Source organism: Kovacikia sp. CALU 1929 (genome assembly GCF_056784235.1).
On record NZ_JBXBCF010000055.1, the window covers coordinates 90225 to 102843 of the forward strand.

Sequence of the window (12619 nt, forward strand, 5' to 3'; positions counted from 1 at the left end):
TAGTCGTTATCTTTATTATGGATACTCCGCTTCAACTGGTCTGGGCGTTGGGAATGATGGCGATCGCGATCGCGCTTTCGGCATGGCAGCGACTGGGATTGGAATGGAGCCTGGCAGTGGCTACTGGACGCACGGTGATTCAACTGCTGGTTGTGGGTTATATCCTGGCGGCGGTGTTTGCTATTCGCAGTCCGTGGCTGGTGCTGGCGGTTTTGGGGGTGATGCTGGCGATCGCAACCATCGTTGCCCGCAATCGGATCAGCCAGAAGGTTCCCCAACTGTTGCCTCTGGTTGGCGGATCCATCCTGATCAGCACCCTCCTGACCCTGATTTACACGAATCTGCTGATCGTTCAGCCAGAGGTGTGGTATGAGCCACAATACGTGATCCCGTTAGCAGGCATTGTGTTGGGGAATGCCATGAATGGAGCCGCTCTGGCAGGTGAGCGGTTGGTCAGCACCCTCAACAGCAGTCAGTTGGAAATTGAAACCCATCTCAGTCTGGGCGCTACCCCGCACCAAGCGGTTGCTCAATACCGCAGAGAGTCGATCAAAGCAGGCTTAATCCCCACTATCAACACCATGATGGTGGTCGGGATTGTCACCCTACCTGGAATTATGAGTGGGCAACTCTTGAGTGGGGTCAACCCGCTCCAGGCAGCCGCCTATCAAATGCTGATCATGTTTATGCTGGCATTTGCGACGCTGGTAACCACTGCTCTGGTCACCTGGGGCATCTGCCAGAAGTTTTTCAACCAGGCAGAGCAACTGATTTTGTGGTGAGGTATGGGAAAAAGCCCTGATCTTTTTAGATCAGAGCTTGAACGTGTGTACGGAGGATATGCAAATGAATTGCAGGAAAATTGCTGAACAGTCCCTGCTAATAAGTTTTACTTTACTGAATAAAAGGCAGGATTTTGTAAAGAATTTGGGAGGAATTTGGGGGGATTTAATCGAGCTGCTTCATCCGATAGCCTAACCCATGCACCGTTTCAATCAAGTCGTCTGGCGTACCAACTGCTCGAAGTTTTTGGCGTAACGTTCTGATGTGAGTCTTAACAGCCTCTTCCGTGGGCGATTCATCCACAGACCATAGCCGTTCAATGATTCCCGGTCTGCTTAACACGCGCCGACCATTAGAAATCAGCAGTTCCAGCAGGGCGTATTCTTTGGGGGTGAGATGCAGCGGTTGGTCATTGTAGGTAACCTCGTAGGTGTCGGGCTTCAGACATAACTCTCCCCAGCACAGCTTTGTTTGGGGAGAAGAACCCCGTCGTCGCAGCAGAGCACGAATTTGCGCCATCAGTTCCTCCAGATCGAAGGGCTTGACCATGTAGGCATCTGCTCCGGCATCTAATCCAACAATTTTGTCGGCGATCGTGTCACGAGCCGTTAGCATGAGGACAGGAACAAAGGGGTTGTGATTTTGTATCATCGATCCCTGGTGGGAATTGCGTAGCTTTTGGCAAAACCGCAAACCATTCATTTTTGGTAGGGTAATATCCAACAGCACCAGGGCGTACTCGTAAGTTTCAATCCATTCCCAGGCAATTTCTCCATCCTGCGCTACATCAACCATATATTGACGATTGGTTAGTGCTTCCGTCAACATATCAGCAATCTGCACATCATCTTCGACCACTAAAATACGCATCGCAAACCCGATCTCAGTTCAGCATTTTGATTTGATCTTAAAGGATTCTTTGCCCGTTACTTTGGTTGCATTATCTGTTGTCACCGATGAACAACATTCAGTCACCTAAGCCTGTCCCAATCAGCAGTGCTATTGACAACAGCGCTGATCTATCACAGCGGTATAAACCGCAAGCCTTAATCAAATGGACCCGTGAGGGGAAGTGGATTACCGCGGGATTTGGTCTGGTGCTGGTGTTGATGGGATCGGTTAATTTCGTTTCCTATCAAAATGCAATTCAGCTAGCGGACAGTGTCAGGCGAGTCCGGCAGACCAATGCCATTCTCAAAAGCTTGACCAGCATTTCGGCAACACTGATTGATGCAGAATCAGGGCGGCGAGGTTACATTCTATTTGGCGATCCAGAGGAGCTGAGGCGATACAATGCTGCTGTTAAAGACCTCCAACCTCAAATTAATCGCTTGCGTCAAACGTTGACGGATACTCCCAGTCAGCAAGAACGCCTGGATCAGCTAGAGTCTCTGGTCGCCAAACGATTAGATTTATTTCAACAATCCATTCAGTATTATACGAACCGGACCGGACAGCTACCGACGAAAGACCCGCTGGTAGTTCAAATTAAACAAATCCGGGAAGATGTTCGCCGCCTCATTACTGAATTGATTGCTGAAGAAGAAGATTTATTGGAAGCGCAGGTTGAGCAATATCGCCAGAACCACCAGGTCAGGCTGATGATTGAGCTTTTGGGTACTCTGTTGACATTTATTGTGCTTCTGGGAGTCTATGCCCTACTTTACCGTCAGCTTTTGAAACGTCAGCAGGCAGAAGCACTGCAACAGGCTTTGGCGCAAGAGAAAGAGCTGAGTGAGCTAAAGCTTCAGTTTTTCTCAATGGTTTCCCATGAGTTTCGGACACCGCTGAGTTTGATTATTGGGTCTGCTCAGTTGCTGGAGGAAAGTATTAAAGAAGTTGTTGAACCGATCAGACTTAAAAACCTTTACCGCATTGAAACATCGGCAAAAACGATGACTCGGATGTTGAGTGATGTGCTCACCTTAGCAAGGGCAGAGGCAGGCAAACTAGAGTTCAAACCTGATTTAGTCGAGATGCAAACGTTTTGTCTAAATCTGGTAGAAGACTTTCAAATTTATAGTGAGTCGAAGCGGACGATCAAATTTATTGAGCAGGGCAGTTGCACTCATGCTTGGGTCGATGAAAAATTGCTGCATTCCATCCTGAGCAATTTGTTATCCAATGCAATCAAATACTCACCACCAGAAAAACCTGTTTATTTCACACTAATTTGCGAGCGTGACTTTCTAAGATTTCAGGTTAAGGATGAAGGAATTGGCATTGCAGAAGCTGATCAGGCGAAACTTTACAGTCCTTTCAGTCGCGGCGAAAATGTGGGCAGAATTATGGGGACGGGGTTGGGGTTGGCACTGGTTCAACGGTGTGTCGATTTGCATCAAGGTGAAATATTGTTAGACAGTCAGGTTGGAGTTGGGACTAAATTTACCGTGATCATTCCACAATCTCCTCCAGATGGATAGTTAAAGTGATGGTGGCGATCGCCATCGCGTTCAAGGGAGGTACATCTCGTCACAGTGGGCTAAAGATGTGGGATAGAGCGTGTACCTTGTAGGAGTGAAACCACTATGCTCTGAAGTTTGCTTTATAGGAGAGGTATCCCAATGCAACCATCTTCTAATTCTCCGGATGTTTGTTCAAACGTTGGTACTGTCCTGCTCATAGGTGTGACTGGCGGGACAGGCAGCCAGGTTGTTAAAGGCTTTCTGGAACAGGGACTCACCAATCTGCGGGCAACCACTCGCAAAATTGACCTGGCGCGCCCTGCCATTGCCAGATTAAATCACGAAAATGTCGCCCTGGTGGAAGCGGATCTGGATGATGAGTCTTCCCTGGAGGCTGCGTTTGCGGGAGTGTCTGCGGTTTATTGCCATGCCACAGCAGGGGATGAGGCAAAAGCCGATCCCAAGGAAATTGAACGGGCAAAGCGGGTTGCAAATGTAGCGCAACGCGCCTCCATTCGGCATCTGGTTTACAACTCGGCGGGTGGAGCCGATCGCAATTCTGGAATTCCCCATATTGAGCAGAAGTATCAGGTTGAGCAAATCTTTCAGCAAGCAGTGCCGACGACCATGCTGCGGGCTTGCCTGTTTATGGAGGAGTTTTGGAAAAAATACACGCGACCATCCATTCTAAAAGGCTCTTTTCCATTTTCAGTTCAGCCTAATAAGCTCTTACACCTGATTACCACGAAGGATATGGGGCGTGTTGCCGCTTATGTGATGCAGCATTCCGATCGCTATATTGGACGGGCGATCGAACTGGCTGGAGATGTGTTGACTCCCCAACAGATGGCAGAGGTATTTTCCAGCGCGCAGGGAAATCAGGTGGTTCACAAAGAAATTCCTGCCTGGATCTTTCTGCTGTTGTTTCGCAAGCCGCTGTTTGACTTGATCCAGTGGTATCGCAATGCCGGTTATCAGGCAGATGTGGCGCATTTACGGGAAGAGTTTCCCGGACTGTTGACCACGTTTCCAGAATTTTTGGAAGAAACTCATTGGGCAACACCGGATCTGACCTACGAAAACCTGTAGGGATTTTAGTTCATCATTTCCCCAGAACCGCTTTCAGTCGTTTTATTCAGTTAATCAGAGTTCTTAATTTCATCCTGATTTCATATTTATGTAGAAAGCTAGAAGCTATCTGCGGCTACAATCGAACAGCTTCGGGTTTATCTAAGCCTATAGCGTATCCTTTCTGGGTGAGGTACATCTCATCTGTTTGACTTAAGGGTTGTACGACTATCCATGTACCTCACTGGATTCAAAAACGCTATATCTTGCTGTCATCATTGACACTCCTGCTGGCTGGAGATTGCAAGATGGGGAAGTCATTTCTAATTGATTGGTATAGGAAGCATGGTGATGAAATTGGCTTTATTGAAGACGGGTTTTTTGATGCTAGTTTTGGGAACAGTCACGGCGATCGCGGGTTCACTCGCTGCTTGCTCCAGCATTTCCCAAAGTACTTTAACATCGGTATCTGGGACTGCTGCAACCAATACCGAAACTGCACAAGCACCCGATGGCATGATGCATCACGGGGGAATGAATCATGGCATGGATTTGGGTCCAGCCGATGCAGACTATGATTTGCGGTTTCTCGATGCCATGATTCCGCACCATGAAGGGGCTGTAGTAATGGCAGAAGAAGCACTGCAAAAGTCGAAACGCCCAGAAATCCGTCAATTGGCGGAAGCAATTATTCAGGCTCAAAACAAAGAAATTGTCCAAATGAACCAGTGGCGGTCTGCCTGGTATCCCAAAGCACCAGCTACGCCCATGGCTTGGCACGCTGAGATGGGGCATATGATGGCAATGTCACCGGATCAGAGAAAAAGCATGATGATGCAGATGGATCTGGGTCCAGCCGATGCAGAGTTTGATTTGCGGTTTCTCGATGCCATGATTCCGCACCATGAAGGGGCTGTGGTAATGGCAAACGATTTGTTGAAGAAGTCAGACCGACCAGAGATGAAGCAACTGGCTCAAACCATTCTTACCTCTCAGCAGACAGAGATTGAGCAGATGCGGGCGTGGAGAAAAGCCTGGTATGAATAGGCAGGAGGCAATTCCAGTGAAACAGTGGCGTGCCATAACAGAGCGATGAAATCCAGTGAAATGTGATGCATTGTCTAGATTGCGGCTCGACCAACTCTAGGTTCATTCCCAGAATCAGCAACACCGAAGCCTATCCTTTCTAACCTGCTTGGAGAGAAAGCTCCTAAATATTCCTGAGATCCCTGTAAGCCTGCTACAATAGTCAATTGTCATGCCGATGTGGCTCAGTGGTAGAGCACTCGATTCGTAATCGAGCGGTCGCGGGTTCAAATCCCGCCATCGGCTTTTGTAGATGTATGTAGAGCGACACTTTATTTGTCCGTGGCGACACTTTGTTTGTCTAGATGAAGTTTGGGCACTTAATTTGTCGTTGATATTTAAACAACTTAGTTAGTAATCTTAAGTAGATTACGAATCGAGTGCTCCTTTCAACCCTTTACATACATACAAGTATCTTAGGTCACAGAAGAATGCAGTTCTCAGCCCACCCATCTCTGGGAGGCTAACTGCGACTGCTCACATTCTCCCCCTTCTCTTCTAAAACTTTCTCTTTCAGCCCACGCATCTCTGGTGTAGAGCGACACTTTGGGACCAATCCTTGCTCTTTCCAGTAGAACTGAGCCAAGTGATGATGACCATTAAAAAATCGAGCGGCTACCAATGCCGTCGTGAGCACTTCTGCATCACTCATTTGCACCCGGCAGTCTTCCTGATGTCCTATCGCCTTGAGCAAATCGTCGGTGATGGCATAGATGGCTATAATCTCGGTAAGCATTTTCTCTTCTCCCCAACTGATCAAGCTTCTGGGGAGATTTTATTCGATTCCCTGTCACCACCCCTTCTAACTAGTAACTTGAGTTTCTAGCGCCTTCTGAAACTGCGGGATCGTCCGAAACCGCTGGTGGGGCGACGGTAGGTTCTCTTGGAAGAGTCGGAGCGACGTAAGGTACTGGTTCCATAGCCTGAACCTGTCGCCCGATCACCACTAGTAGTGCGAGGTCTGGATCTGGTAGAAGTGGGCGATCGCATCTGTCCTGTTGTTCGGAAAGCCTGACGATTTCGAACCGCGGCAGGAGGCGTATTATAGCGAGTTTGATAACGCTGTACTGCCTGGTTGTAAGATGACCCGTAACCGCCAAAACCAATCAAAGCGCCCCCAGGCTGATAAACGGGTGGTACATAATACTGTGGTCTAAACAGCAGACTTCCCAGTGCTTGACCAGCCAACGCCCCTGCAAAGGGAGTCCAAAAGCTAGATTCCTGGCGCACAATAACGGTCTCTTGTTGACCTGTATTGGGATTCGTCTGTGCCTCTGTCACATTATGCACATACTCAATCTTGAAATCTTCAGCTAAATGCAGAGAAGGCTGACCATTTTCAACTTTAAGGTAGCTTTTCTGCCCGGATGACGCTTCTTCATTCGTTAATCGAGCCATCGGCAAATTTAAGGTGTGATATACAGACGATTCGCCCGGTTTCGTATTCAGCAAAACGATCGAGTATTCACCGTTACCATCGTTGTAGGTGGCTTGCTGTACAGGATATTGACCATCGGAGAGACGATTTTCGAAGGAAGCCGAAGTTACTTCTGATCGTGGTTGCTGATTTGAGTAAGACTCATTAACACCAGAACCACCACATCCCGTGGTTGTCACAATTAAAGTTAATGCAATTGAGTAAGCAAGGAATTTGCGTAGCATAGGTCAGTGAAATGGTTTTTGAACAGGGAACAATCGCTAAAGTGGAATCAGTTCTGGAAAGTTAAGCAGAATTTGATCGGATGTCAGTTCATCTCCCAGTTGAGCTGGAGAAAAATGAACTTGAATTGCTCGCAACCGTTGCTGATAATGCAGATTAATCAGGGTTTTAAGTCCAGCTTTTAGGTCAGAGATATCGGAGAGATCAGTTTCCAGTTCGGGAGCTTCACCTTCATAGGCAACTGTCACCATGACAACAAGGTTGGAGGTTATGGGTAGAGACAAGGCTTCGTCTTCATCCGTGGTTTCATTAAACGCTGGAGCACTGAGGTAACGCTGGGCAGAATCCGTAAACAAATCAGTGACGTAATCACCCGCTTCGCCTTCATCCCAGAAAACATCCCCCTCATTTGAGGCTGCCTGCCAGTAGGCGTCGTATTGCAGCAAGCTCTGACCAATTTCGACTAGTCCTTCTCCTAAAACATCCAAATCACCCTCGGCAGCGACAGCTTCACGGGCAGCCTGGTTGAGCGTTCCAAGCAGCACTGCAACTTCTTTTCCAGCTAAATGGATAAATAGCCGACAGACGACAAACCGAGTTCTGCCACCCAATTGATTAAGGCGATCGCGCCATGAAGTCATTTTTTGTTCTCTTTGGTCAAAGATCAGGTGATAGAAGTTAAATGCCAGATTTCGCTGTAAGTAGCAACTGATCGGCATCAGAATACATTTCGTAGGTGAAGAAACTGGTGCCTATTCTCAAATCTATGGTCTATTCCAACAATTGTTATCTACCTCAGGTGTAGCCTCTATTCCGCTGAAAATGGGGGTTCGGATATCCAGCTATAGCCGTACCTTGAAGTGAACCCGAGGGGTTAGACGATTCTGAGGGATCTCTAAGCTCTGAAAATTGAGATCTAGATGTCCTTATCTAAGCTTCTTTAGGCGATTTCTACAAAAGAAAATACCAACGACGCTCTTGGTTATACCAGTACGATCGCCGATCTTGTGGGTTATGTTGAGCAGCGTCAAGCTTTTCCTCCCTCACCCTTCAGTTACAGCGAAACCTAACACCCAGCAGTTTGAGTGTGGCTTTGCAAAAGCGATCGCTCTCCAAAGAGTGTGATATTCGGGTTGTGCTGTCTATCGATGATCGCCTACTGCCCCTGCTCTATCAACCAATTCTCTAAATCAGTCAGAGTGGAGAAATTCAACAATGCTTTTCCTAATGCCTCCAGTTGAGCCAGTGGCAGGGTTTCAATCTACGTTGCCCTATTAACAGAATGCACGATTGGTCGAACTTCTGCTGTCGCCTCGCTATACAGCATCTCCACTGACCGAGTACTGACGCATCTGCTAGCTCCAACTATCCCAATTCACATCATTTTTCTGTTCCCGTGTAATGTTAGCGTTTGATCAGCGTTAATTCATCATTTAATGTCACGACTTCCCCTGTTCTTGCACTTTCATAGGCTGCATCCACTATTTTCATATTGACTAACCCCTCTGCTGCACCAGGGGTTGGAGTTTGACTAGTTTGAATGCACTTAAAAAAGTGCGCCATCTGGCGATCGTACATTGATTGCGAATAGTGTGCCTTTCGCGGGAACTTAAATCCAGACTTAAGCTCTGTCACTTCTTTTCTTTTCAACCTGTACCGCAAGCGAGCAGGTAGAAATTGCGTGAAACTATTTTCAGGCTTCAGGTTTGGCAGTAGTAAGCGAGTAGGAAAGAGTTGACCAAAACCCCGTGTGCCATAAAGTTGGGTGCTTGCTTGGGGTCCATCGGTGTAGGGCTGATGCCAGCCTGATTCAATGTAAGAAGTTGTTCCATTATCCCAATTGACAATAATGACTCCTGTATCGTCTACATCGGAGTCTTGATAATAGGTGCCAATCGAAGCAAAGACGCTGACAGGTTGAGGATCTCCTAGCAAGAAGCGGGTTGTATCAAGGGCATGGATGCCTATATCTGCGATTGCTCCACCGCCAGATAGTTGCTTTTGGGTAAACCATCCGCCCGGACCCCAGTGGGTATGGACACCATAACTCTTGGTGCGAATGATTTTGCCTAATTGTCTGGTCTGATTTTTGAGCCATAGGGTTTCTTCATCGAAACGCCAGCAGTGCGCTACCATGAGCAACCCATTTGCCTTTAAACTGACTTCCTGCATTTGCTCAGCTTCGGTGGCATGTAATGCCATTGGTTTTTCGACCAGCACAGGGACTCCTGCACTGAGGGCTGCGATCGCTTGAGGGGCGTGCAGGTAATTGGGTGTACCAATGATCAATGCGTCAAACTTTGCCTCAGCCAGCGCTTCTTCTACGGTGCTGTACTGATTAGTGATAGAGAATTTTTGAGCGAATGTGGCAGCTTGTTCCGCAAACTTTTCAATCACTGCCACTAACTTCCCGCCTTGAGAGTGGACGGCTTTAGCGTGAACGCCAGCGATGTGTCCTGCTCCTGCAATTGCAACTTTAAGTGTCATAGCTTGTCCTTAAGTCTAAAGTGCCGAATCTAAATCGATATTTTTTGAACAGGGTTTAGGCTTTTGTATCGTGATAGCCAGTACCCTGGAGGTGCTGTTTCCCCACAGGAACCTGTACTGCCGAGGCATCAAGCGATAAGATGTCAACCCTAAAATCTAATAGCTAAATAGCTATAGAGTTATTCTCTTACCTCTTTTTAGCCTTGCTGAGCAGGGATTGAAAGTATAGATCAGGCATCTTTATCAAAGCTTCAAGTGCGATCGCCCCTCGCTGTAGGTTATCCCTATGTTGAAAAAGGGAGGGTTGTGAGGCAAGTCAACCGTAAGCTTAAATAACCAGATCCCATTCAGCGAGGAAGACTTGCATTAAACTCACCGCATCCGCCAGCCATACATTGGCGAATCGGTTTATGCGGGATTGATCTGCTCAAATTCTCGCAGGACAACACTGGTACCAATTTGCCAACCCCGGTCAACCAATTCTGGGATCAGTTTTTTTACGTCCGTATTGGGAAATTGAATACTGGTCTGGCTTTCCTGGTAGTGCTGTCCATCAAATAAACCAATGAAAAGTTGATGCCAGCGATAAATCCATAACTCGCTTGCACCAATGGATTGATAGTCTTCTAGCTGAGTTGTTGAAGTCAGGTCAATCTCAACTGCAAGATCAGGGGGAGGATCTATTTCAAGATCAATACGCTGCTTCCCTAAAATGTGCTCTCGATTCTGGATATAAAAACCAGTAGTCAGGCTCAACGCCCTGCTGCGGAATCCGTTTCAGGGTAATGGGTGTAAAAGCTTCCCACTCTTTGTGCTGATACCGGAGCAATACTTTAATCAGATCCGCTATCAAATCTGCTTTTTTCCGTGCCCCGGTAGTGGTGACATGATTCGGATTTCTTGAATATTGCTGTTGTATCGAATTCTCAATCCCGTATGATCTTGACGGCGAACTAGCAGGTTTTCATAGTCCTGCCAGGTTCTAGTTGCAGGATCAGTTCATCGCCGGGAGAAAGCAAGATAGAGTCTTCAGTGATGGTGGGCAGCGTCATGGTGATTGCCCCGTAAAAATCCCTGAGTTTTCCTTATTGTAAGGGTTACTGAAATTGTCTCCTCGATCGCCTGCCCGGTATACAGCTATGGGTGTGTGGTTTTGATCAATTTCAATCACCCGGTCAACATAGTCCGGAGTTTGCACCAGAGGTTTAATAAATAGTTCGGGATGAAGGGCTTTCCAGAAATAATTCACAAATTCGTCAATTTCGCGATCGTTCATTCCAGGTTTGCTGATCGCTCGCATTTCCTGTTCTGCCTGTTTGCGCCACTGTTTACTGAAACGGTAATCGGTGGGATAAAGCACCATCAAGCTATCCAGCCGTTCCCAGAGGGGAAGGTAATCAAATAGATGGGTATTCATATCGTGGGCAAAGGTCCGATCTGCGGCTGTCGTGATAGGGTCGGGAGCTGTGTTTAACCGAACCGGGTCAATCGGACGAACCCCAACAAACCAGCCCTCAAACAAAACAATGTCAATGTTAGATACGAGTTTTGGCGCGATGCGATCGCCCGCCCCTCCATACAGCGACTTATCAAACTGGGGAATTGCAATCGGTTGACCGGGCGTGGGATAACGCAGTTGATCCAATACCTGCTTACCCAATTCAACGTCATGGGTGCCCGGTGGTCCACGCCAGATTAACCGAGGATCTTGTTCACGCAGAAGCAGGCGATCTCGGTAGGTCTTGTAAAGATCATCCAGAGAGAGACTGAGCGTCTGGTAACTCAGACACTTGAGCAACAGGGTAAGAATGGTTCCCAGGGTGGTTTTGCCCGTTCCCTGCCCCCCCAGAATACCCTGAACAAAAGGGCGGCTTTGAGCCTGACGGCGGTTTGCCAGATCCAGGGCAAGTGGTAGCCAGAGATGCCACAGGATGTCTAGCAAACTATCTGACGAGTGAACCCAAGTCTGGCTAAACTGGTTAAACTCTGGATAAGCAGCCTGGAGCAGTTGCGATCGCTGCTGCAATCGCTCTCTGACGTTCTCTGGAGTGATGCTAAATGCTCTGGCACAGCGTTTATCCTGAAGCGTCAATTCTTCTAACTTTTGCCATTCGTTGAAGGGAAGGGAACCCTCTGCTAGTAGACGTTTAACTGGATTCACTGTTTGTGAGGGGTGAGGGGTCAGGAGTGAGGGGTCAGGAGTCAGAGATCGGGGGTCAGGTAAATGCTCAACCCCGAACTCCTAACTCACAACTCCTAACTCTTAAACTTTATCCTCATTCCCCCCCTCGCTCCTAATTCCCTCACCTGGCGTTGCTGATTTTGGGTATGAGTTGAGAGCAGTATAAATTGAAACCTCGTTTCAATTCATACTGCTATTCAACAGCACCCCTCACCTTGCTAAAGCTGGGGCGTTCTGGCGGATTCCAGGTAGCGGCGGACATCAATGTATTGACGGGTGCCGCTGGTATACACAGAATCAGGAATACTCGCCCGCACATTAAAGAGTTGCTGAACCAACTGACTGGCATTCTCATTCGGCTTCAGGGTCAACAGAATGCCGGTGCAGGGACCTCCAATTTCGCTGGCAACACACACCACAGGATGCCGGTTGATTATTCCTGTGGTGATGTAGTTCAGTCTGCCTTCCCGGTAGTAGCGGTCAAACCGATTGGATACATCCTGACAGCGCACTTGTGGGTCAAAGCCAGAACGGGCAAAGTAGTGAGAAACCCAGTTAATCAGTGGATACACTCCATTGGGGGTTGAAATAAACGTCGTTGGTTTACCCTGACTGTCCCGATTGCAGAAAAAGCTGTCGGAAGTTACCTGTGGCAGGGCGATCGCAGACGGCTGGCAGGATACCGCTTCATCCATACATGCCATCGGCATCGGTAGGGAGGTTACTGGAATGGTCGGAACGACATAAGCGGGAGAAGGCGTAGTTTGGATAGAAGTTTGGGAGTGGAGGCAGGAGGGATCCGGATCGTCTACTGGGCAGGCAGAGGCTGGTTGATGAGTGGCAGCGATCGCCCCTAGCGAGATCGTTCCCGAAGCAAGCAACTTTAAGCACAGTGGGAGTTTCATACAGGTTTTCACCTCGTGATTTTCAGGAATTGAGCACGACTGA

General features: G+C 48.0%; 12 protein-coding genes, 1 tRNA gene and 1 pseudogene. 5 read left to right on the forward strand and 9 right to left on the reverse strand.

Features of this window, described 5'->3' with window-relative positions; genetic code table 11:
• The first annotated feature begins 17 nt into the window (after positions 1–17).
• Positions 18–782, forward strand: coding sequence for an ABC transporter permease (locus AC1S52_RS05605; RefSeq protein WP_482028025.1), 765 nt, complete (start codon positions 18–20; stop codon positions 780–782).
• Positions 783–948: 166 nt separating this feature from the next.
• Here AC1S52_RS05605 and AC1S52_RS05610 read toward each other — a convergent pair whose 3' ends face one another.
• Positions 949–1653 (reverse strand): response regulator transcription factor, encoded by a 705-nt coding sequence (locus AC1S52_RS05610; RefSeq protein ID WP_482028026.1) that lies wholly within the window; start codon positions 1651–1653, stop codon positions 949–951.
• An 86-nt stretch (positions 1654–1739) separates the two neighbouring features.
• Here AC1S52_RS05610 and AC1S52_RS05615 point away from each other — a divergent pair, with 86 nt between their 5' ends.
• The 4 genes from AC1S52_RS05615 to AC1S52_RS05630 all read left to right on the forward strand — a co-directional run bounded on the left by AC1S52_RS05615 (position 1740) and on the right by AC1S52_RS05630 (position 5588).
• A complete protein-coding gene (locus tag AC1S52_RS05615) occupies positions 1740–3206 on the forward strand; it encodes a sensor histidine kinase (RefSeq protein ID WP_482028027.1) in 1467 nt (488 codons plus the stop codon).
• A gap of 141 nt (positions 3207–3347) precedes the next feature.
• Positions 3348–4277, forward strand: coding sequence for an NmrA family NAD(P)-binding protein (locus AC1S52_RS05620; RefSeq protein WP_482028028.1), 930 nt, complete (start codon positions 3348–3350; stop codon positions 4275–4277).
• A gap of 330 nt (positions 4278–4607) precedes the next feature.
• Positions 4608–5303: a DUF305 domain-containing protein gene (locus AC1S52_RS05625; protein WP_482028029.1), complete on the forward strand. Its 696-nt coding sequence runs from the start codon at positions 4608–4610 to the stop codon at positions 5301–5303.
• A 213-nt stretch (positions 5304–5516) separates the two neighbouring features.
• Positions 5517–5588: transfer RNA gene (locus tag AC1S52_RS05630), tRNA-Thr, on the forward strand.
• A gap of 289 nt (positions 5589–5877) precedes the next feature.
• Here AC1S52_RS05630 and AC1S52_RS05635 read toward each other — a convergent pair.
• The 8 genes and pseudogenes from AC1S52_RS05635 to AC1S52_RS05670 form a co-directional block, all read right to left on the reverse strand.
• A pseudogene (locus AC1S52_RS05635) lies at positions 5878–6078 on the reverse strand (IS982 family transposase); the annotation flags it as partial.
• A gap of 86 nt (positions 6079–6164) precedes the next feature.
• A complete protein-coding gene (locus AC1S52_RS05640) occupies positions 6165–7004 on the reverse strand; it encodes a hypothetical protein (protein ID WP_482028030.1) in 840 nt (279 codons plus the stop codon).
• A gap of 36 nt (positions 7005–7040) precedes the next feature.
• Positions 7041–7721, reverse strand: a complete 681-nt coding sequence (locus AC1S52_RS05645) for a DUF1517 domain-containing protein (protein ID WP_482028031.1) — start codon at positions 7719–7721, stop codon at positions 7041–7043.
• 437 nt (positions 7722–8158) lie between these two features.
• Entirely contained in the window at positions 8159–8263 is a 105-nt protein-coding gene (locus AC1S52_RS05650; RefSeq protein ID WP_482028086.1) for a DUF4351 domain-containing protein, read from the reverse strand.
• A 143-nt stretch (positions 8264–8406) separates the two neighbouring features.
• Positions 8407–9489, reverse strand: a complete 1083-nt coding sequence (locus AC1S52_RS05655) for a Gfo/Idh/MocA family protein (RefSeq protein ID WP_482028032.1) — start codon at positions 9487–9489, stop codon at positions 8407–8409.
• Between the two features lie 408 nt (positions 9490–9897).
• Positions 9898–10245, reverse strand: a complete 348-nt coding sequence (locus AC1S52_RS05660; protein WP_482028033.1) for a Uma2 family endonuclease — start codon at positions 10243–10245, stop codon at positions 9898–9900.
• A gap of 292 nt (positions 10246–10537) precedes the next feature.
• A complete protein-coding gene (locus AC1S52_RS05665) occupies positions 10538–11650 on the reverse strand; it encodes a glycerate kinase (RefSeq protein WP_482028034.1) in 1113 nt (370 codons plus the stop codon).
• A gap of 239 nt (positions 11651–11889) precedes the next feature.
• On the reverse strand, positions 11890–12576 hold the full coding sequence (locus tag AC1S52_RS05670) for a COP23 domain-containing protein (RefSeq protein ID WP_482028035.1): 687 nt from the start codon (positions 12574–12576) through the stop codon (positions 11890–11892).
• Positions 12577–12619 lie beyond the last annotated feature (43 nt).